Raw genomic sequence first — 20,953 nt, forward strand, 5'->3', positions numbered from 1 at the left:
CGCCAGGCGGCATGCTGGTTCTCCCTCTGCCGTGAAGAACCGAGAGAGGAGGACAGAGTTACGATCTGTAATCCCCGTTGGTCGCGACATACTCCTTCGTCAGGTCGCAGGTCAGCGCGCGGTCGCGGCCCCTGCCGAGGCCGACCCCGACCTTGATCTGTATCTTCGGGCTCTTCATGGCCTCGGAGACTTCCGCCTCGTTATGCGGCCGCTCAGAACTCGCCGTGCAGCCACCCTGAAAACGCCGACACCGGTCGGCGTCGCAGGCGGGGCTTACGATAAGCTGGTCGTCGGCGGTGAAGGTCAGCGCCTCATTCAGCGGGTGCGCGTAGCAGGTCTCCAGCACGCGCCCGGCACGCAAGATAAGTCTAACGCGAATGTGACGCACCTTTTCGCTATGCGGGCGCCTGAATGCATGTCACGATCTCGCATCGAGATAGGGAGATCGATCGTGCGACTGTGCGTCTCTCTCGGAGCTATGTTGGTCGCGGGTGCACTCGCCTGCGGCGCCGTTGCGGCGGCGCCCGGGCAGCGGTCCGACCTCGCGGAGAAGCCGGCTTCGGTCGATATCGAGCTCGTCATTGCCGTCGACATATCCTACTCGATGGACCCGGACGAACTTGCGTTGCAGCGCGAAGGCTACGCCCAGGCGATCGTTTCCAGGGAATTCCTTCAGGCATTGAAGGCCGGCCCGAACGGCAAAATCGCCGTGACCTATTTCGAATGGTCGGCCACAAGTGACCAGAAGATCATCATCCCGTGGCGGTTGATCGACGGTCCGGAGACCGCCGATTCCGTCGCCAACGAAATCATGAAGGCGCCGATCCGCCGAGGTTCGCGCACCTCTATCTCTGGAGCGATCCAGTTTGCCATGCCGCTGTTCGACGAGGATCCGTATCGAGGCCTGCGCCGCGTCATCGACATTTCCGGTGACGGCCCGAACAATAACGGCTCGCCGATCACGCCGGTTCGAGACGAGGCCTTGGGGAAAGGCATCGTCATCAATGGCCTGCCGATCATGGTCAGGGAGCCATCTCAGACCTCAACGGACATCGAAAATCTTGATTGGTACTACGAGGACTGTGTGATCGGAGGTCCGGGCTCCTTTGTCGTGGCCATCCAGGATCGCGACAATTTCAAGGAGGCGATCCGCACGAAGTTGCTGCTCGAGGTGGCAGGATGGCGGCCCGAGCAGCGGGTGGTCCCTGTAGCGGGCGCGCAACCGCGGATCAGCTGCGAGATCGGCGAAAAGCTTTGGCAGGAGCGTTGGGGACGCTAAAGAGGATCGGCTCTAAAGGTTATTGTTTGAGCATGATCTCCGCGCAAACGCGTTCCGCGTTTGTCGCGAGGGAAAACCGCTTCACACTTTTCCGGATCATGCTCTAGCCTTACTGCGTCATAACGCTCTAACACCTCATCCTGAGGAGCTTGCGAAGCAAGCGTCTCGAAGGATGTGGGCCACAGGCGGGGCCTCATGGTTCGAGACGCGCTTCGCGCTCCTCACCATGAGGGTTAGTGACACAGTAAGGCTAGAGACATCGATTGCCGGGAGCGAGCTCAAGAAATTCCCGCGATTCCGCTCAGCTGGGAAGCAAGCGCGGGTGTGGAGCAGAGGATCGGGTTTCCTTTGCTGATGCCGTCGCCAGCGAAGAAATCGCTGATTGAGGCGCCCGCTTCGCTGGCAATGACGATACCGGCCGCGACGTCCCAGGCATTGATGTGCAGCTCGACATAGGCGTCGGTGCGCCCGTCCGCGACACGGCAGAGCCCGAGCGTGCCCGACCCGGAGCGCTTCACCGAGCAGCCGGCAGTGTAGCAGCGCTGCAGGACGGCCAGGTAGCGCTCGAAGGGAATGCGGGTCGACCAGCCGAGTTCGATAGTGGCGCGCGTGATGTCCTCGACACCCGACACGGAGATCGGCCGCCCGTTCAGCGCCGCGCCCTGTCCGCGCTGGGCGACATAGAGCTCGTCCAGCGCCGGTGCGGCCACGATTCCGATCGTGGGGATGCGGTTCAGCAGGAATCCGATCGAGATGCACCAGTTGCGGTCACCGCGGGCGAAGTTCGAGGTGCCATCGATCGGATCGATGATCCAGACCGCATCGCTTGCTGCGCCGCCGCCCTCCTCGCCGATCACCGTGTCCATCGGGAACAGCACGGCCAGCCGTTGGCGCAGGAAGCCCTCGACCGCTCCGTCGGCAACGGTCAGCCAGTCCTGAGCGCCTTTCATGGTGACGCCGAGGCTTTCCTGCTTGCCGAAATAGTCGAGCGCCATGTGTCCGGCCTCGACGACAAGGCCCTGGACGGCATAGCGCCGCAATTCGAGTTCTGCCGGCGTCATCGGCCGACAGCCCCGAGGGCGACAGGCCTGCCGGTGCGGGCGAGGTCGGTGACAGCGTCGGCGGGCATGGTTTCACAAATCTGTTGCATGAGCACGCTACGGATCGCTACGTTTATTCCAAGCCGGTCGCGGAATGGAAGAGCAAATCCATTCTGGCAAAATCAGAGCGGCATGGAGGGAACGGATCGTGCAGGCGGAGACGCAAGGCGTGTCGTGCGCCGGCGCGGCCATCGGGGTGCGCGACCTGCATGTCGCCTATGGCGGCACGCCAGTCCTGCATGGTATCAGCCTCGACTTTGCTCCCGGCACCTTCACCGCTCTCCTGGGCTCTTCGGGCTGCGGCAAGACCACTCTTCTGCGCGCGTTGTGCGGCTTCGTGCCGGTGCGCTCCGGCTCGATCGTGGTCGGAGACCGCGACGTCGCTCTGCTGCCACCGGAGAAGCGCGGCATGGCGATGGTTTTCCAGTCCTACGCGCTGTGGCCGCACATGACCGTGCTGCAGAACATCGGCTATGGGCTCAAGCTGCGCGGCACCGCGAAAATCGAGATCGCCGCCAAAGTGGCGTCGCTGCTCGCGATGCTGGGCCTCAGCGGCTACGAGGAGCGCAAGGTCACGGCGCTGTCTGGCGGGCAGCGCCAGCGCGTCGCGCTCGGCCGGGCGCTGGCGGTCGACCCCGGCATTCTGCTGCTCGACGAGCCCCTGTCCAATCTCGATGCCAAGATCCGGATGACGATGCGCCACGAGATCCGCGCGATCCAGCGGCGGCTCGGCGTCACCGCCATCCACGTCACCCATGATCGCGAGGAAGCCATGACCATGGCGGATCGGCTCGTCATCATGCAGGCGGGGCGGATCGCCCAGATCGGCACGCCCGAGGAGGTCTACGATCGGCCGGCGAGCGCCTTCGTCGCCAACTTCATGGGTGCGGAGAACGTCCTGCCCGTGCATCTTGCGCGCGGCGAGGAAGGAACGGCCGTCAGCACTGGCTCCGCGGTCGCCCGGCTCGCGGACGATGACGCCACCGCACTGCCCGCGGGCGAGGCCGTAGCCTATTTCCGGGACGATGCCGCGAGCCTCGACGCGCCCGACGCAGCGCCGCGGGGCGATCTCCTCGTACCCGGGCGCATCGCCGCGCGCAGCTACCCGGGCGGCCTCTATCGCTATCGCGTCGAAGCGGCCGGCCGGCAGATCACGGTCGACGACGCTGCGCGCCATGAACCGGGCGCCGCCATTGGCCTGCGCATCCCGGTGCAACGCCTTCACATCTTCCCGGCGGCCGAGGCCGTCATCGCCGCCTGACAACGGAGCCAGACACATGCGCATTCTCACGATCACATGCTCCTTCGCGGCGCTGCTCGCAGCCTCGCCTCTCGCGGCACAGACCCTCAATGTCGCCTCGGCCGGCGACCAGAACATGGTCGACTACGTCAAGGACTATCTCGGCCCGATGTTCGAGAAGAGCCATCCCGGCGTGAAGGTCGTCTCCGTCGGCACGGGCCCCGGCGATGCCGGCTCCCAGAAGATCTACGAGAAGCTCGACGCCCAGAAAGGCGCCGCGACCACCGACTTCGACGTGGTGGTGATCCACCAGAAGGCAGCCGGGACGATGGTGAGGGAAGGGCTGCTCGCGAAATACACGGACAAGGTCGACACTGCAAAGCTGGTTTCCAGCGACACCGCCAAGAACGCGCTCGGCGCCGACGTCTCGGGCTATGTCATCCCGATGTTCCAGTCGCAGACGGCACTCGCCTACAATGCCGACATGCTCAAGAATCCGCCCGACAACTTCGCCGAGCTGAAGGAGTGGGTGAAGAAGAACCCGAAGCAGTTCGGCTACAATGGAATCAAGGGCGGCATGTCCGGCGTGGCTTTCGTCGCCGGCTGGGTCTACGCCTTCGGCGGCGACGCCGGCAAGCTGATCCAGGGGCCGTATGACCCGGCCGAGAAGGCCAAATGGGACACAGCCTTCAGCGAGCTGAAGGAGTTCAACAAGAACGTCGTCATCACGCCAGGCAACGCCGGCACGCTCGACATGCTCAACCGCGGCGAGATCGCTATGGGCCCGGTCTGGGTCGACATGTTCTATTCCTGGCAGGCTGACGGCAAGCTGCCGCCCAACATGAAGCTCAAGCTCGCCGCGCCCGGCATGCCCGGCCAACCGATGTACTACGCCGTGCCGGAGAAGGCGGCGCAGCGGAAGCTGGCGGAGGAGTTCATCGCGCTCGCCACCAGCCCGCAGGTCCAGGCAGACGGCATCGTCAAGAAGTTCAACTGGTATCCGGGCATCGACGCCAAGAACCTGGAAGGCAAGCTCGACAAGGCCGCCTGGGACAAGCTCTTCACCGACATTACGCCGGCCGACCTGTCGAAAAACGGCAAGCCCTTCCCGATCGCGCCCTACTTCAACGACATCCTCGAGGGCTACGAGAAGAAGGTCGCCAACTGAGGCTCATGAGCCTGTCCCAACGCCAGCTCGCCTTGCTGCTGATCGCGCCGGGTCTCGCCCTCGTCGCGGCGCTGTTCCTCTATCCGCTTCTCTTCTCTCTCGTCTCGGCCTTCACTGGCCCTAAGGGCGGGTTCTCCTTGCAGGCCTTCGGCAAGGCCTTCGAGCTCTACTCCGGCGACATCCTCTTCACGATCGTCATCGTGGTGACGTCCTGCGTGCTGACGGCGCTGGCGGCGATCGCCATCGCCGGCACGCTGACACTCGGCGAAAATCCGTGGGTCGTCGGCACGCTCCGCACCCTCTACCGCTGGCCCCTGTTCATTCCCTTCATCGTGGCCGCGCAGTGCATGCGCACCTTCCTCGCCAAGAACGGGCTGATGAACAACAGCTTCGTCTCGCTCGGCCTGATGGAGCCGCTGCAGGCAGCGAGTTATCTCGACTGGCGCGGCATCATCATCACCTTCGTGTGGAAGCAGACCCCGTTCGTCGCGCTGCTGCTGGCCGGCGCGCTGGCGGCACTCGACCGGGCGACGCTGGAGGCAGGACGCAATCTCGGCGCCTCGCGGCTCAGGGTTCTGATCGAGCTGGCGCTGCCGCAGGTGATGCCGACGCTGCTCGTTGCGCTCGTCCTCTCCTTCGTGACGATGCTCTCGGTGCTCTCGGTGCCGATGATGGTGGCCGGTTCGCAGCCGACCATGCTGACCGTCGACATGGCTTTCCGCATCAACGCCTACGGCGACTATGCCACGGCCAATGCGCTCGGCGTCATCACCTACCTGATCAGCGCCGGTGCTGCGATCCTCTACCTCCGGCACGGCATGGCGAGGGAGAGCACGCCGTGAGCCGCGTCGCGTCCCTGCTGCGCGCCTCGCTGGCGGGCGTCGTCCTCGCGGCCTTCGCCTTCGCGTTGATCGGTCCGCTTGCCAATCTGGCGCTGTGGTCGGTGGCCGAGCGCTGGTACACACCGTACAAGCTGCCGGTCACCTATGGCACCCGGTACTGGGGGCAGGTCTTCCGCCCAACCGGCGATGCCATGGCCTCGCTCGGGACCTCGGTCTGGATTGCGGTGCTGACGGTCGTCGTCGCACTCGCGCTCTCCGTGCCGGCCGGCTACGCGCTGGCGCGCCTGAAGCTGCCGATGCGCGCGCTGTTCATGATCGCGTTTCTGCTGCCCCAGGCCTTTCCCTCGGTGGCGATATACATCAACGTGGCGCGGATCTTCTATAATCTCGGCATCAACGGCACGGTGCTCGGCGTCGTGCTGGTCCACGCCGCCCATGGCCTGGTCTATTCCGTGTGGATCGCGGCGGCGGCCTTCTCGGCGGTCGACAGGGATCTTGAACTCGCGGCCCGGAACATCGGCGCCTCGCCGCTACGCACCTTCTTCACGGTGACGCTCCCCCTGGCTGCGCCGGGTGTCATCGCGAGCGGCATCTTCGTCTTCCTGGAATCACTGGACGAGTTCACCGGCACGTTCTTCGTCGGCGTTCCGCAAGTCACGACGCTGCCGCTTCTGCTCTACAATGCGGCGATGGGCGGAAACTACCAGGTCGCCTCGATCACGGCGCTGATCCTCCTGGTGCCATCGGTGCTGTTCATGCTGTTCATCGAACGCTTTTTGCGCGCGGACGTTCTGGCCAAGGTGGGGGCGTAGAACCCCGCAAAGTCGTCAGGGCAGCCGGGCGCGACCACATCATTGTCGACCGTGTCGGGCATGCGATCATCCGCCGCCCATTTACCATCTATTAACTCTCCGCTTCGTGTTGGCGGAATGTGTGCCACAATCATGCATCATCGAAGCAAAGGGGATCGGTGGTGAATCAGACAATAGAGCGCATCTGGAGCACGGGCCTAGCGTTGCTGAGCCCGAGTCATCTGGTCGACTGGCTTCTCGACCAGATCGAGAAAATGAGCCCAATGATGATGCCTGCTCGGGTCGACATGCTGTCGTGCCAGGAAAGGCGAGTCGAGGTGCGCCTCGACTAATTCGGCGCGATCACTGCGCGCACCGGCGCCACCCGCGTGGCGCCGGTATCAGGTCAGAGCAAACCTAGTAACAATAGCGCCGATCGACCCGCACATAGGCGCCGTCGGGGCGCTGCATGTAGCAGCCGCGCTGATAGGCGTAGTAGCCGGAACGACGGCGCTCGCCTTCGGCGGCGATGGCCGCGCCCGTGCCGGCGCCGACGATCGCACCGACCGCGGCACCGCGGCTGCCGCCAATCGCGCCACCAAGAATGGCGCCGCCGACGCCGCCGACGATCGCGCCGCCAATGGCGTCCTGCGCCGCAGCCTCATGCACCGGGGCGAGCATCGCAACCGCCAGACAAGCCATTCCAAGTCCTCGAAGCATCTCGATCCTCCCTGCGATGCAGCCATTCATATCGTCGGCGACGGATTCGGGCCAGAACAATCACGCCCATTCGGCGTGAGGCGTCAGGCTATGTCGCCATGGCCTCAGATGGGGCAGGCATCGGCCGTACCGGCTGCGACGAGGTTATCTGACCAGGCGGCACCCGCGCGCCATCATGGCGCGATCCAGCGCTGCACGGCTTCGACCGTGTCGCGCGGGTTGGTGTTGAAGCAGATCGTGGCGTTCGGCGCGAGCTGGTGCACGAGGTTGAGGACCTTTTCGAACAGCAGCAGGCGCTCCTTCGGCTCGCGCAGGCCGGCGCCGATCACCACGCAGTCAAAGCTCGCCTCGCGCAGGGCTGACGTGACCGCCGCCTCCGCGGTCTCGTCGAGATCGATCAGGCAGCTCATGACGTCATAGCCGAGATCGGTGAGGCGCAGGAGCTGGGCGTCGATATAGTTGCGCACGAGCTCGGGTGTGAGCTGCGGAAACGCGCTGTAATCCGCGCTGCCGGGCTCGATGCCGATCGCGAGTACGCGCTTCTTCGTCACGACGCAGGTTCCCGACTGACATTGACCTGTCAAATTGGCCAACGCGGCGAGGCGCGCGCTGGTTCCGACAGACCTCAAGCCGTGCCGTCGAGATCGGCCATAGCCGCCGCGCGTCGCTCCATCATCGCCCGCTCGCGCGCATTGGTGGCGAGACATGCGGCGGCCTCGAACGACGCGCGCGCTTCGGTGAAGCGGCCGAGCTTTTGCAGGAGGTCGCCGCGGACTGCCTGCAGATGGTGATAGGCCCTGAGCGCGGGTTCGTCCGCGATCAGGTCCACGAGATCGAGCCCGGCCTGCGGCCCTTCGGCCATGCCGAGCGCGACCGCCCGGTTGAGCTCGATCACGGGCGAGCGCACCAGGGTCGCAAGCTGTCCATAGAGCTCCGCGATGCGCCGCCAGTCCGTGGCTGAGGCCGTCTCCGCCGTGGCGTGACAGGCGACGATCGCTGCCTGCAGCGTGTAGAATTTTCCGGCACCGCCGAGTTCGCGCGCGCGACCGAGCGCCGACAGGCCGCGGCGGATCTGCAGACGATCCCAGAGCGCGCGATCCTGGTCCATGAGCAGGATGGGCTCGCCATCGATGCCGACGCGGGCGCGCATCCGCGCGGCGTTCAGCTCCATCAGCGCCATGAGGCCGTGCGCCTCGGGCTCCAGCGGCGCCAGCCCGACCAGCACCCGCCCCATGCGCAACGCCTCGTCGCAGAGTTGCGGCCGCAGCCATTCCTCGCCGTGCGAGGCCGCATGGCCCTCGTTGAAGATGAGATAGACGACCTCAAGCACCGAAGCGAGACGCTCGGAAAGCGCCTCGCCGCTCGGGGTCTCATAGGCGAGGCCCGACCGGGAGAGCGTTCGCTTGGCGCGCACGATGCGCTGGGCGATGGTTGCCTCCGACACCAGAAAGGCGCGCGCGATCTCGTCCGTGGTCAAGCCGCAGATCATGCGCAACGCCAGCGCCGCGCGAGCTTGCCGCGGCAGGAGCGGATGACAGGCGGTGAAGATCAGCCGCAGCAATTCGTCACCAATGTCGTCATCGAGGGCGGCGTCGAAATCTGGCACGGCCTCCTGCTCCTGGATCAGATCATGCGCCAACATCTCGTGCTTGCGAGCCAGCATTCTGGCCCGGCGCAGGTGATCGAGCGCACGGCGTTTGGCCGTCGCAACCAGCCAGGCGCCGGGATTGTCCGGCACTCCGGTGAGCGGCCACGCTTCCAGCGCGGCAACCAATGCGTCCTGGGTCAATTCCTCCGCCAGCGGCACATCGCGCAGCATCCGCGACAGCGTAGTGATCAGCCGCGGCTGCACGATGCGCCAAGTCGCGTGAATCGTGGCGCGGATCGCAGGATCGATGTCGGCGGCCGTCATCGCCGCCGACCAAGACGAGCGCTGGTGTCCATCAGGCGTGGGCGGCCACCCTGGAATGCGCGTCGACCTGGCAGGCCCCCTCCATATCGGGCGTGGCGAATGCCCGCAATTCGCAGGTGCCTTCCCAGCCTGGCATGTGATCGAGGTGCAACTGCATGAACTCCCTGGCCATGGCCACGGCTTCCTGCTTGTCGCGCAGCTCGAAGATGGCGTAGCCGCCGATCACCTCCTTGGCCTCAACGAACGGGCCGTCGATGACGCTGAGCTCGCCGTCGGCGATCCGCACCCGCGCGCCGGTCGACAGCGGCATCAGCCCGCCATTGTCGATCATCCGACCGGCCTTGATCTCTCGCTCGGATATCTTCTGCATGGCCTCCATCAGCGCCGGTGTCGGGGCGGCCATCGGCTGACTGGAGGTGACGATGTACATGAAGCGCATGAAAAACTCCCTTGGCGCGAGCAGCAGCCCGTTTCGGCCGCAAACCGGCTCGCTATGAAAGTGACGATCAAGCCCAAGCCGAATCGACATCGGCCAGGAAAATTTATTGCCGCAGCATGATCAGGGGATCGGCGGTATCGGGCACGCGGCGCCATTGCGCGTTGTCGTCGGCCTCGAACTGCCAGGCTTCGCCCGCCTTCGACATCAGGATGATCTGGCCGCGCTCGAGCCGCCATTGCGTCGGGTTGAACTGCGTGATCGCCGCGTCGCATTTCGACTTGAGGAAGACCTGGAAATTGTCCGCACCGGCCTCGGTGTTGGTCAATACGAGCGTGCAGACCGGCTGGCCGTTGCCGCGCACCATGGCCCAGTCGCCGATCATCTGGTCCATCGACTTGGCCATCGAGCGGGCGGCCGCGAGATTTTGCAGGATGTAGACGCCCTCGCCCTGCCGCAAGCCCTCGAAGATGCCGGCCTCGACCTCGGTGAAATCGATCACGGATTCGCCGGTCGAATTCTGCAGCCGCACGATGTCGAGGCCCTTGACGCTCCAGGCCGTGATCTCCTTGGTGAAGGGCAGCGCCGTCTTGCAGGCCGGCTCCAGCTCGAGCTTGGAGGCCTGGCCGGCCGCGTCGCCCTTCAGCGTCACCACACAGGTCTTGCTGCGCTCGGTGGTGGACAGCTCCCACTGCCCGATCATGTCCTTCTTCAGGGTCGTCGCATCCTGCGCCTGCGCAGGCGTTGCCGCGGCGACGAGCGCCGCGACGGTTGCCCAAGCACCGACCCGAAGATGTGTCATCCGCGACTCTTCACCGGGGTTTCCGCGACCGGCGTGATCGGCGGCTTGCCGGCAAACCAGGTCTTGAGGTTGTCGACGACGAGCTGGTCCATCGCGTTCCGCGTTACCACGGATGCAGAACCGATATGTGGCAGCAGGACGACATTTTGCATGGTCTTGAGCTCGTCCGGCACGTTCGGCTCGGCGGCGAACACGTCGAGACCGGCGGCGAGGATGGTGCCGGATTTCAGCGCCTGAACCAGTGCAGGCTCGTCGACGACGGAGCCGCGCGCCACGTTGACCAGCACGCCGCGGGGGCCGAGCGCCTTCAAGACCTCCGCATTGATCATCTTGTTGGTGCTGGCGCCGCCGGGGACGATGACCATCAGCGTGTCCACCGCCTTCGCCATCTCGATCAGGTCGGGATAGTGCTGGTAGGAGACGTCCTTGGACGGATTGCGCGAATGGTAGACCACCGGCACCAGCGAGGCATCGAGCCGGCGCGCGATCGCCTGACCGATCCGGCCCATGCCGACGATGCCGACCTTGCGGTCGCGCAGCGAGCCGACGCTCAGGGGGTAGTTCTGGGTTTGCCACAGGCCGGAGCGGACATAGCGGTCGGCCTTGATGAATTCGCGCAGCGTGGCGAGCAGAAGGCCCATCGCGACGTCGGCGACCTCTTCCGTCAGCACGTCAGGCGTGTTGGTGACGACGATGTTGTGCTCGCTTGCATATTTGGCATCGATGTGGTCGTAGCCGACGCCGAAGCCCGCCACGATCTCGAGCTTCGGGAATTGCGACAACGAATCCTTGTCGGCCCGCACGGTGTGATAGGTCACGGCCACGCCGCGGATTTTTTCGCGGACCGCAGGCGTCAGGCGCTCGAGGTCGGCCCGCGTCTCCGCCTTGTGCACGATGAAATGGTCGGAGAAACCATTTTCGAGAATCGGCCGCACCGGCCCATAGATCAGAAGATCGATCTTCCCGGACGAAATCGGAGCGGCCGTCATCAGTTTTCCTTTCCAAGGGCGCTTTCATGCCAGCGCCGTAAAACGAAGTGCGAAACTAGCGCCAGCACCCCATAGATGACAATCCCGGCAAGCGACAGCAAAAGCAGCGCCGCGAACATGCGAGGTATGTTGAGACGATAGCCGGATTCGGCGATCCGGTAGGCAAGGCCCGATCCAGCGCCGGCCGTCCCCGCTGCGATCTCGGCGACCACGGCGCCGATCAGCGACAGGCCGCCGGCAATGCGCAGGCCGCCGAGAATATAGGGAAGGGCCGAGGGCAATTTGAGGAAACGAAGGGTTTGCGGCTTCGAAGCGCCATAGAGCTGGAACAGGCCGGCGAGATTGCGGTCGACCGAGTTCAACCCGAGCGTGGTGTTGGAGAGGACCGGGAAGAACGCCACGATGAAGGCGCAAACCACGACGGCGGTTTCCTGGTCGAGATAGATCAGGAGCAGCGGCGCGATCGCGATCACCGGCGTCACCTGGAGGATGACGGCATAGGGGAACAGCGAATATTCCACCCATTTCGACTGATTGAACAGCAGCGCCAGCGCGATGCCGCCGAGGCTGGCTGCGATAAAACCTTCGAGCGTGGTGAGCAATGTGGTGGCCAGGGATTGCGACAGCAGCCCCCAGTCCTTGACGAGCGTCAGGAACACGACTGAGGGCGCCGGCAGCACGTAAGGCGGAATCTGCTTGATGCGGACCACGAGTTCCCAGGCGATGAGACCTGCCGCGAAGACGACGAGGGGAAGCGCGAAACGCGCGGCGCGCAAGGCGCGGTTCTCGGGCTTTGCCGCGGCGAGGGGCTCTGCGCTCATAGCACCGACTGTCCCGAATAGGACGGCGCGAGCGCGCTCGAGACCTTGCGGCAATAATCGGCATAGCCGGCGGAGGTGCGAAACTCTTCCCCGCGCGGCTCGACGGTCTCGATACGGATGTCGGCGCCGATCCTGCCCGGCCGCGCCGTCATCACCACGACGCGCTGGGAAAGATAGACGGATTCGAACACCGAATGGGTGACGAAGATGACGGTCTTGCGCAAGCGCCGCCACAGCGCGAGCAGATCGTTGTTGAGGCGAAAGCGCGTGATCTCGTCGAGCGCCGCAAACGGCTCGTCCATCAAGAGGATATCGGGATCGGTGACGAGCGCCCGTGCCAACGAGACCCGCATCTTCATGCCGCCGGAGAGCTCGCGCGGAAGGGCTCGGGCGAAATCGGCAAGACCCACGCTGGCAAGAGCCTCATCCACGCGCGCGTTCGCCTCGGCCCTGGCGAGGCCTGCAAGCTTCAGCGGCAGCCGCACGTTCTCGCGCACGCTGGTCCAGGGCATCAGCGTCGGTTCCTGGAACACGAAACCGATGGCATGCCCGGGCCGCGCCATACCCTCGTGGCGCGAGACCCGCACCGTTCCCGTGCTCGGCGGGCTCAAGCCCGCTATCAGCCGCAGCGCCGTCGACTTGCCGCAGCCCGACGGGCCGAGCAGTGAGATAAACTCGCCCTTGCGCACGGCAAGGTCGAACGGCCCGAGCGCCATCACGCCGTTGTCATAGACCTTCGTCACGCCGCGCAGACTCACGGCCAGCGCGGTCAGCCCGACATCGCCCCCGGACGAAGCGGCGCGATCGATCATCGATGGCCAGGCGCTGTTTGACGAAGCGAGCCGTCCACGTCTCCCCATCGGGGAGAGGTCGCGCCGAAGGCGCGGGTGAGGGGGATCAAGTCCCACGAGAGAGCATAACCGCTCACCCGCATCGCATCTGACGATGCGATGCGACCTCTCCCTTCGGGAGAGGTGAACCTCACAGCCACGCCTCGAGCCAATCTCGACATACGTTCACGGCTTGCTCGGACGCAGTTCGACGCCGACGCCCTTGTTGACGAAGCGCAGAGTATAGGACTTGCGATAGTCGATGTCGGAGCGCACCACACCGGCTTTCACCATCTTGTCGAAGAAAGAAGTGTAGCGCTCGTCGCTCATGGCGCCGATGCCGTTCTTCAGGGAGTCGCCAGAATCGACGATGCCGTACTCCTTCATCTTGGCGACGGAATAGGCGAGCAGCTCATCGGTCATTTCCGGGTTGAGCTTCTTGATCATGGCGTTGCCGGCGGAATTGTCGCCATAGATGTAGTTGTACCAGCCGACGATCGAGGCATCGACGAAGCGCTGCACGAGGTCCGGCTTCTTCTCGACGATCTCGCGGCGGGTCTCGATCAGGGTGGAATAGGTGTTGAAGCCGGAATCGGCGAGCAGCAGCACGTTGGGCTTGAAGCCCGCAGCCTTCTCCACCGCAAAGGGTTCCGACGTCACATAGCCCTGCATCGCGCTCTTGGGATTGGCGATGAAGGGCTGCGGATTGAAGTTGTAGGGCCGGACGTTCTTCTCGCTGAAGCCGTATTCGGACTTCAGCCACTGGAAATAGCTGGTCATGCCCTCCTTGGAGACAAACAGCGTCAGGGGCTTCAGATCCTCGATCTTGCCGACCTTGGCATCCGGCTGCGTCAGCATCACCTGCGGATCCTTCTGGAAGATCGCGGCGATCGTCACGACGGGCACGTTGTTGGCCACGGCGTCGAACGACATCAGCGTATTGGCGGCCATGAAGAAATCGATCTTGCCCGCGATCAGCAGCATCCGGTTGTTCTCATTGGGCCCGCCCGGCACGATGGTGACGTCGAGCCCGTAGCGCTTGTAAGTGCCGTCGGCGACCGCCTGGAAGAAGCCGCCGTGCTCGGCCTCGGCGACCCAGTTGGTGCCGAAGGAGACCTTGTCCAGGGTCTGTCCGCGCGCCGGCAGGATCGAGATGCAGGCGGCCATCAAGCCTGCCGTTAACGCTCGCCGCAGATGAAGGGGGCGCATGATTGGACTCCGTCGATCGTTCTGGACCATGATAAAACACAAGAATTTCGGGGACGCGGCCGGCCGGGCCACGTCCCCTCGAGACCGCCAAACTACGTTACAAATTCGCGCAAAGAAACCACGATGAGACCTTCCCGCGACTGGAGCGATATAAGCTGGAGCGACGTGGCGCCCAAGGAACCGGCGCGATGGATCGCGGTCTTGCCGCTGGCGGCGACCGAGCAGCATGGGCCGCATCTGCCGCTCGCGACGGATGTGCTGATCGCCGAGGCGTATCTTGCGCGGGTGCGCGAGCTCGCGCCCGAAAACCTTCCCGTCACGTTTCTAGGGGTTGAGCGAATTGGAATCTCCACCGAGCATATCGACTATCCGGGCACGCAGACGCTGCCGACCGAGGTAGCGCTGAAGAGGTGGACCGCGATCGGCGAGGAGGTCGCGCGCGCGGGCCTGCGAAAACTCGTCATCGTCACCAGCCATGGCGGCAACAGCGCGGCGATGATGCTGGTGGCGCAGGATCTGCGCGCACATCATAAGCTGTTCGTGGTGACGACGTCGTGGTCGCGGCTCTCTGGCGCGGAGCAATTGTTTCCCGCCGACGAAGTGCGCCACGGCATCCATGGCGGCGCGGTCGAGACCTCGATCATGCTGGCGCGCTATCCGTCAGAGGTGCGCAACGATGCGATCGCGGATTTTGCCTCGAGCAGCATCGCGATGGAGCAGCAATATCGCTGGCTGTCGACGCAGCGGCCCGCACCGTTCGCCTGGCAGGCGCAGGATCTGCATCTGAGCGGCGCCGTCGGCAACGCGACACTGGCCTCTGCCGAGAAAGGCGAGCAGCTCGTCGACCGGGGTGCGCGGGTCTTCTGCGAGCTGCTGGCCGAGGTCGATAACTTCGACGTGAGAAGGCTCGCCTCAGGTCCCCTCGCCTAGCCCATATCTCTTTGAAATTCCTGCACGATCGACCAGATTTCGGGGGCAGCTTGGCGCGCTTCGAACCCGAACGCACAAGCCTCCGTCCAACTGGACACGCGGGCCACAACGGACCGCCTCACCCCGGATGGAGTTTGAAATGTCGATCAAGACCAAGCTTGCCGCTGTCGCTCTTGCGGCCCTGACCGTTACCGCCAGCGTTGCGTCCACCACCTCGACCGCCCAGGCCAAGCCGCTCGGCTGGGGCTGGGGCGTCGGCGCCGGCATCGCCACCGCCGCTATCGTCGGCACTGCGATCGCCGCCAGCAATGACCCCTATTACTACGGCTATCACCGCTGCGGCTGGGTCGCCCAGTATGACGCCTTCGGCCACTACCTCGGCCGCGTCCGCACTTGCTACTGATCTTACGTATTTGAGGCCCTATCCCTGAGTGGATCCTGCGTCCGACACGGGCGCCTCATCCACCCCGTGTCGTGCCCCCGACCCGCCCGGCTGTCCCCCCGGGCGGGTCATCCTTTTTTGGCGCCGGCGTTTTGTTGCAGTCCCGTCACACAAGGATGCGAACCATCCTCTGCGACATTCTGCACTTGTTGCTATTGAGAATTATTCGCAATAAGGTTTGCAACAAGCGCAGGGACTTGGGAAGAAATCACCTCCAACCGGGATCATCTGGTCCGATCGGGTGGGATACCCAGACCTGATGACAGGATGGCCGCGAATCGGCAGGGATAGCGCGGCGGGGCAATTCGCGTTTGGGGGCGTGCGTTTTGACGTTGAGAGTTCACCGACATCGTCTTTTGCAGGCGGCCGCCGCGATCGCCTGCGGGATGCTGGCGCTTCCCGCGGCTGGCCGCGCCGCGGATCTGCCGCTGAAGGCGCCGGCGCTGAAGACTGTCTATGACTGGACCGGATTCTACGTCGGTGGTCATTTCGGCTATGGCGATGCGAGTTTTGGACCCGGCACCAATCCTCTGCCCCTGCAGGGCGCGTTGCTGCCGCATAGCGCGACTGGTCTCTCTGGCGGTTATCAGCTCGGCTACAACCATCAACTCGCCAACCGCGTTGTGCTTGGCGTAGAAGCCGACTCGACCTTCACCAGCCCCCAGGACGTTGCGGCGCTGGCGCGGGCGCCGGCAGCTTTTCACACCACCATCGACTATGTCGGCACCGTGCGCGGGCGCATCGGCTACGCCTTCGACCGCTTCATGCCCTATGTCACCGGCGGCTTCGCGTGGGGTCACACCCACATCAACGTCAACGATGGTGACGGCGTCACTGCCGTATTCCCAGTTGGTCACTACCAAGCCGGTTGGACCGCCGGCCTCGGCCTTGAATTTGCCGTCAGCGGCAATTGGACCGCGAAGGCAGAGTATGAATATGTCGACCTGGCACGTCGCACCTACGACCTCAGCGGCTTCGGCCTTGCGAGCGTCGATGTCGATCCACGCATCCATCTGTTCAAGCTTGGCCTGAATTATCAGTTCGGCGACACGCCGTGGATGGCGCCGGTCAACGGCAAGACCAAACTACCAGAATCCGACGACTGGAACGTGCACGCCCAAACGACGTTCCTGCCGCAAGGCTATGGGCCAATCCACTCGCCCTATGCAAGCCCGCAAAGCCTTCCCGGCGGCGGTCAATTGCAGGCGACGTGGACGACGACAGCATTCTTGGGGGCGCGACTCTGGGACGGCGGCGAGTTCTATTTCAATCCCGAGCTCGCCCAGGGCTTCGGGCTCAACGGCACCCTCGGCCTCGCCGGCTTCTCCAACGGCGAAGCGCAAAAGGCGGGTGCGCCGTTCCCGAAACTCCGCGCGCAGCGTTATTACTTCAAACAGACCTTCGGACTCGGCGGCGAACAAGAGGACGTTACTGACGGCCCAAACCAGCTCCCCGGCAAGCGCGACATCGACCGCGTCACGCTGATCGTCGGTCGTTTCGCGGTCGGCGATTTCTTCGACGGCAACTCATACGCGAAGGACCCACGCGCGGATTTCATGAACTGGGCGATGTGGGCGTCGGCGGCGTACGATTTCCCCGCCGATCTTCCGGGCTATACGCGTGGCGCCGTGGTCGAGTTCAACCGCAAGGACTGGGCCGTGCGCGCCGGCCTCTTCCAGGTGCCATCTGCACCCAACAGCGACATCCTCACCTTCAAGACGGGCGGCACGGTGGTCGAGTTCGAAGAGCGGCATTCGATCTTCGATCAGCCCGGCAAACTACGTGTCGGCGCCTTCGCCAACAGCGGCAACACCGCCAACTACCGCGAAGTGCTGGAGCTGGCCGCCGCGAGCCCCGCGCTCGACATCAACAACATCGTTACTGCGACCCAGCGCGACCGGCTCAAATACGGCTTCTACGTCAATCTCGAACAGCAGATCGTCAACGACGTCGGGCTGTTTGCACGAGCAAGCTGGAACGACGGCCAGAACCAGATCCTGTCCTTCACTGACATCGACCGCAGCCTCTCCGGCGGCCTGTCGATCAAGGGCAGCTTCTGGGGACGGCCGGACGACACCGTGGGCATCAGCGGCGCAATCAACGGCCTCTCGGCCGCGCATCGCGACTTCCTCGCGGCCGGCGGCACCGGCCTCCTGATCGGCGACGGCCAGCTCAATTACCGGCCCGAACGAATCCTTGAAGCCTATTACGCCTATTCGGTGATCAAGGGCGTGACCCTCACGGGCGACTATCAATTGATCATAAACCCGGCCTATAACGCCGACCGTGGGCCGGTCTCGATCTTCTCCGGACGCCTGCACGCCGAGTTCTAGGATACCAGCCCCGGAGGCCGGTCGCATGAGGCTTCAGGATTTCCGTAGCGCCGCGATTGGGCAGGCGCTGCGTCCCAACGGCTGGGACGTCGTGGCGCTCGTCCTCGTGATCGGCGCCATGGTTCTGATGGTCTATGGCGGCGAGCAGACCACGGCCCCCCTGTCCGAGCTCGAGCGCATTCCGGTCTCCCTCGATCCCTTGCACCTGCCGCTTTACGCGCTGCGCACCACGATGCGGATGCTGCTCGCCATCGTCTGCTCGACCATCTTCACCTTCATCTATGCCGCGGTCGCCGCCAAAAGCCGCCGGGCGGAGATGGTGATGATCCCGCTGCTGGACATCCTGCAATCGGTGCCGATCCTGGGATTCCTGACCTTCACCGTGGTCTTCTTCATGAACCTGTTTCCAGGACAGGTGCTCGGCGCCGAACTCGCTTCGGTATTCGCGATCTTTACGAGCCAGGCCTGGAACATGACCTTCAGCATGTACCAGTCGATGCGCAACGTACCGAAGGACCTCGACGAGGCAACGCAGAGCTTCCACTTGTCAGGCTGGCAGCGCTTCTGGCGCCTCGACGTGCCCTTTGCGATGCCGGGCCTGATCTGGAACGCCATGATGTCGATGTCGGGCGGCTGGTTCTTCGTGGTTGCCTCCGAGGCGATCACCGTCGGCAACACCACGGTGACGCTGCCCGGCATAGGCTCCTACGTTGCGCTGGCCATCCAGCAGCAGGACCTGGCGGCGATCTTCTACGCGATCCTCGCGATGCTGTTCGTCATCATCGCCTACGATCAATTCCTGTTCCGGCCGATCGTCGCGTGGGCCGATAAATTCCGCTTCGAGCAGACCGCCTCCGGCGAAGCGCCGACCTCCTGGATGCTCGACCTGTTCCGTCGCACCCGCGCGCTGCGCACCCTCACTATGCCGTTTGCGACGGTGAACAGGATGGTCTCGAATTTGCGGGTGACGCTACCGAAGCTGGGGCCAACGGGAAAAGCCGGAGCTCGCCCGTCCCGCCTGGTCGACGGCCTCTGGATCTCCCTGATCGTCGTCGGCACGGCCTCCGCCGCCTGGCTCACCTATCGCTATCTCTCCGCCAATCTCGGCCCCTCCGAACTTCTCGTCGTGATCCGCGACGGGTTGATTACCCTGCTGCGCGTCGTCGTGCTGATCACCCTCGCCACCCTGATATGGGTGCCGGTCGGCGTCTGGATCGGGCTTCGCCCGAAACTGGCCGAGCGGATCCAGCCGCTGGCGCAGTTCCTGGCGGCGTTCCCGGCCAACCTCGCTTTTCCCGTCTTTGTCGTTGCGATCGTGCGCTTCGGGCTTGCCGCCAACATCTGGCTGAGCCCGCTGATGATCCTCGGCACGCAATGGTACATCCTGTTCAACGTGATCGCCGGCGCGAGCGCGTTTCCGACCGACCTGCGCGAGGCTGCCGGGAGCTTCCACCTCGGGGGATGGCGATGGTGGATCAAGGTGATCCTGCCCGGCATTTTCCCCTATTACGTGACCGGCGCGATCACGGCGTCCGGCGGTTCCTGGAACGCATCCATTGTGGCGGAGGTCGCCAGCTGGGGCGACACGCATTTGCGTGCCACAGGGCTGGGGTCCTATATCGCCACGGCGACCGAGACCGGCGATTTCCCCCGCGTGGTGCTCGGCATCGCCACGATGTGCATCCTGGTGACATTGTTCAATCGTCTGGTTTGGCGGCCGCTCTATCTCTTCAGCGAGCGCCGCTTGCGTCTCGGCTGAAGGAAGCAATCATGCTCGACCAACCCGCTACGCTCGTCGATATCCGCAACGTCTGCCGCTCCTTTCCGAAAGGCAGCGGCGAAGAGCTTCTGGTGCTCGAAAAGGTCGACTTGACGATCCGCACCGGAGAAATCGTCGGCCTGCTCGGCCGCTCCGGGTCCGGCAAATCGACGCTGCTGCGGATCATCGCCGGACTGGTCCGTCCCTCTTCCGGCGAGGCAACCTGCCGCGGCGAAACCATCATCGGACCGCCGAACGGAGTCGCGATGGTGTTTCAATCATTCGCGCTGTTTCCCTGGCTGACGGTGCTGCAAAACGTCGAACTCGGCCTCGAAGCGCTCGGCGTCGACGCGGCCGAGCGTCGCAAGCGCGCACTGGCCGCGATCGATCTGATCGGTCTGGACGGCTTCGAATCTGCCTTTCCCAAGGAGTTGTCCGGCGGCATGCGCCAGCGCGTCGGCTTCGCCCGCGCGCTGGTGGTGCATCCCGATCTCTTGCTGATGGACGAGCCGTTCTCCGCGCTCGACGTGCTCACCGCGGAGACGCTGCGCACCGACCTCGTCGATCTCTGGATCGAGGGCAGGCTGCCGATCAGATCGGTGTTGATGGTGACGCACAACATCGAGGAGGCGGTGCTGATGTGCGACCGGATCCTGGTGTTCTCGTCCAATCCGGGCCGTGTCGCCACGGAGATCAAGGTCGACCTGCCGCATCCTCGCAACCGGCTCGATCCCTATTTCCGGCAGCTCGTCGACAACATCTATGCTCGCATGACCCAGCGCGTCGAGCCGAAGGCACCTTCGATCGAAGGCATTCCCGGCACAGGTATTGGCATGACCCTGCATCACGTCTCCTCCAACGTGCTGTCGGGCCTGATCGAGACGCTGGCCGGCCCCCCCTACGATGGACACGCCGATCTACCCGTGCTCGCAAGCCACCTCCAGCTAGAGGCCGACGAGATCCTTCATCTCGGCGAGTCGCTCCAGCTGCTGCGCTTTGCCCAGCTCAGCGAAGGCGATTTGATGCTGACTGACGCCGGCAAGCGCTTCGCCCATCTCGAGACCGACGCACGCAAGCGACTGTTCGCCGAACACCTCGTCACCTATGTGCCGGTCATGGGACTGATCCGGCGCGTGCTGGACGAACGTCCCTCGCACACGGCGCCGGAGGCACGCTTCCGCAACGAGCTGGAAGACTACATGTCCGAGGACTACGCGGATGAGACGCTCAAGACCGTCGTCTCGTGGGGCCGCTATGCAGAGTTGTTCGCCTATGACGAGCAGTCCGAGACCTTTAGCCTGGAGAATCCCGGCTAAAGCGCGATGACGATTCATCCTAATCTCATCGCGC

General features: G+C 64.3%; 21 protein-coding genes and 1 pseudogene. 11 read left to right on the forward strand and 11 right to left on the reverse strand.

Annotation, left to right across the window (positions count from 1 at the left end):
- Positions 1 to 58 precede the first annotated feature (58 nt).
- Positions 59 to 205: pseudogene (locus QA640_RS03320) on the reverse strand (bifunctional ornithine acetyltransferase/N-acetylglutamate synthase); the annotation flags it as partial.
- 246 nt (positions 206 to 451) lie between these two features.
- On the opposite strand from QA640_RS03320, the gene QA640_RS03325 reads away from it, so the two are divergent.
- Positions 452 to 1,279, forward strand: a complete 828-nt coding sequence (locus QA640_RS03325; RefSeq protein WP_283039353.1) for a DUF1194 domain-containing protein — start codon at positions 452 to 454, stop codon at positions 1,277 to 1,279.
- A 278-nt stretch (positions 1,280 to 1,557) separates the two neighbouring features.
- Here the strand turns inward: QA640_RS03325 and QA640_RS03330 are convergent, their stop codons facing one another.
- Complete coding sequence (locus QA640_RS03330) at positions 1,558 to 2,340, reverse strand: inositol monophosphatase family protein (RefSeq protein ID WP_283039354.1); 783 nt, start codon at positions 2,338 to 2,340, stop codon at positions 1,558 to 1,560.
- Between the two features lie 187 nt (positions 2,341 to 2,527).
- Here QA640_RS03330 and QA640_RS03335 point away from each other — a divergent pair, with 187 nt between their 5' ends.
- The 5 genes from QA640_RS03335 (at position 2,528) to QA640_RS03355 (ending at position 6,773) form a co-directional block, all read left to right on the forward strand.
- A complete protein-coding gene (locus tag QA640_RS03335; protein ID WP_349253690.1) occupies positions 2,528 to 3,640 on the forward strand; it encodes an ABC transporter ATP-binding protein in 1,113 nt (370 codons plus the stop codon).
- A gap of 16 nt (positions 3,641 to 3,656) precedes the next feature.
- A complete protein-coding gene (locus QA640_RS03340) occupies positions 3,657 to 4,787 on the forward strand; it encodes an extracellular solute-binding protein (RefSeq protein ID WP_283039355.1) in 1,131 nt (376 codons plus the stop codon).
- Between the two features lie 5 nt (positions 4,788 to 4,792).
- On the forward strand, positions 4,793 to 5,629 hold the full coding sequence (locus tag QA640_RS03345; protein WP_283039356.1) for an ABC transporter permease subunit: 837 nt from the start codon (positions 4,793 to 4,795) through the stop codon (positions 5,627 to 5,629).
- Positions 5,626 to 6,441, forward strand: a complete 816-nt coding sequence (locus tag QA640_RS03350) for an ABC transporter permease (RefSeq protein WP_283039357.1) — start codon at positions 5,626 to 5,628, stop codon at positions 6,439 to 6,441. Before QA640_RS03345 ends, QA640_RS03350 begins: the two co-directional genes overlap by 4 nt.
- A 161-nt stretch (positions 6,442 to 6,602) precedes the next feature.
- Positions 6,603 to 6,773 (forward strand): hypothetical protein, encoded by a 171-nt coding sequence (locus QA640_RS03355; protein ID WP_283039358.1) that lies wholly within the window; start codon positions 6,603 to 6,605, stop codon positions 6,771 to 6,773.
- A 64-nt stretch (positions 6,774 to 6,837) separates the two neighbouring features.
- Here QA640_RS03355 and QA640_RS03360 read toward each other — a convergent pair whose 3' ends face one another.
- The 9 genes from QA640_RS03360 to QA640_RS03400 form a co-directional block, all read right to left on the reverse strand.
- Positions 6,838 to 7,140 carry a glycine zipper domain-containing protein gene (locus QA640_RS03360; RefSeq protein WP_283039359.1) on the reverse strand — a complete coding sequence of 101 codons (303 nt, stop codon included), beginning with the start codon at positions 7,138 to 7,140 and terminating at the stop codon, positions 6,838 to 6,840.
- A 173-nt stretch (positions 7,141 to 7,313) separates the two neighbouring features.
- The gene (locus tag QA640_RS03365; RefSeq protein ID WP_283039360.1) at positions 7,314 to 7,691 is read right to left on the reverse strand and encodes a hypothetical protein; all 378 of its coding nucleotides are present in this window, start codon (positions 7,689 to 7,691) and stop codon (positions 7,314 to 7,316) included.
- Positions 7,692 to 7,765: 74 nt separating this feature from the next.
- Entirely contained in the window at positions 7,766 to 9,052 is a 1,287-nt protein-coding gene (locus tag QA640_RS03370) for an RNA polymerase sigma factor (protein WP_283039361.1), read from the reverse strand.
- Positions 9,053 to 9,083: 31 nt separating this feature from the next.
- The gene (locus tag QA640_RS03375) at positions 9,084 to 9,482 is read right to left on the reverse strand and encodes a YciI family protein (RefSeq protein ID WP_283039362.1); all 399 of its coding nucleotides are present in this window, start codon (positions 9,480 to 9,482) and stop codon (positions 9,084 to 9,086) included.
- A 112-nt stretch (positions 9,483 to 9,594) separates the two neighbouring features.
- The gene (locus QA640_RS03380) at positions 9,595 to 10,290 is read right to left on the reverse strand and encodes an AprI/Inh family metalloprotease inhibitor (protein WP_283039363.1); all 696 of its coding nucleotides are present in this window, start codon (positions 10,288 to 10,290) and stop codon (positions 9,595 to 9,597) included.
- On the reverse strand, positions 10,287 to 11,279 hold the full coding sequence (locus tag QA640_RS03385) for a 2-hydroxyacid dehydrogenase (protein WP_283039364.1): 993 nt from the start codon (positions 11,277 to 11,279) through the stop codon (positions 10,287 to 10,289). The genes QA640_RS03380 and QA640_RS03385 overlap by 4 nt, the downstream gene beginning before the upstream one ends.
- Positions 11,279 to 12,100: an ABC transporter permease gene (locus tag QA640_RS03390; RefSeq protein WP_283039365.1), complete on the reverse strand. Its 822-nt coding sequence runs from the start codon at positions 12,098 to 12,100 to the stop codon at positions 11,279 to 11,281. The genes QA640_RS03385 and QA640_RS03390 overlap by 1 nt, the downstream gene beginning before the upstream one ends.
- The gene (locus QA640_RS03395) at positions 12,097 to 12,912 is read right to left on the reverse strand and encodes an ABC transporter ATP-binding protein (RefSeq protein ID WP_283039366.1); all 816 of its coding nucleotides are present in this window, start codon (positions 12,910 to 12,912) and stop codon (positions 12,097 to 12,099) included. The genes QA640_RS03390 and QA640_RS03395 overlap by 4 nt, the downstream gene beginning before the upstream one ends.
- Positions 12,913 to 13,116: 204 nt before the next feature.
- The gene (locus tag QA640_RS03400) at positions 13,117 to 14,139 is read right to left on the reverse strand and encodes an ABC transporter substrate-binding protein (protein ID WP_283039367.1); all 1,023 of its coding nucleotides are present in this window, start codon (positions 14,137 to 14,139) and stop codon (positions 13,117 to 13,119) included.
- A gap of 123 nt (positions 14,140 to 14,262) precedes the next feature.
- On the opposite strand from QA640_RS03400, the gene QA640_RS03405 reads away from it, so the two are divergent.
- The 5 genes from QA640_RS03405 (at position 14,263) to QA640_RS03425 (ending at position 20,919) form a co-directional block, all read left to right on the forward strand.
- Positions 14,263 to 15,069, forward strand: coding sequence for a creatininase family protein (locus QA640_RS03405; protein ID WP_283039368.1), 807 nt, complete (start codon positions 14,263 to 14,265; stop codon positions 15,067 to 15,069).
- Between the two features lie 139 nt (positions 15,070 to 15,208).
- Positions 15,209 to 15,472: a hypothetical protein gene (locus QA640_RS03410; RefSeq protein WP_283039369.1), complete on the forward strand. Its 264-nt coding sequence runs from the start codon at positions 15,209 to 15,211 to the stop codon at positions 15,470 to 15,472.
- Between the two features lie 425 nt (positions 15,473 to 15,897).
- A complete protein-coding gene (locus QA640_RS03415) occupies positions 15,898 to 17,844 on the forward strand; it encodes a carbohydrate porin (RefSeq protein WP_283039370.1) in 1,947 nt (648 codons plus the stop codon).
- Between the two features lie 25 nt (positions 17,845 to 17,869).
- Positions 17,870 to 19,603 carry an ABC transporter permease subunit gene (locus QA640_RS03420; protein ID WP_283039371.1) on the forward strand — a complete coding sequence of 578 codons (1,734 nt, stop codon included), beginning with the start codon at positions 17,870 to 17,872 and terminating at the stop codon, positions 19,601 to 19,603.
- An 11-nt stretch (positions 19,604 to 19,614) separates the two neighbouring features.
- Positions 19,615 to 20,919 carry a nitrate/sulfonate/bicarbonate ABC transporter ATP-binding protein gene (locus QA640_RS03425; RefSeq protein WP_283039372.1) on the forward strand — a complete coding sequence of 435 codons (1,305 nt, stop codon included), beginning with the start codon at positions 19,615 to 19,617 and terminating at the stop codon, positions 20,917 to 20,919.
- Positions 20,920 to 20,953: the final 34 nt, after the last annotated feature.

The organism is Bradyrhizobium sp. CB82 (genome assembly GCF_029714405.1).
In the GTDB taxonomy this organism is placed as follows: Bacteria; Pseudomonadota; Alphaproteobacteria; order Rhizobiales; family Xanthobacteraceae; genus Bradyrhizobium.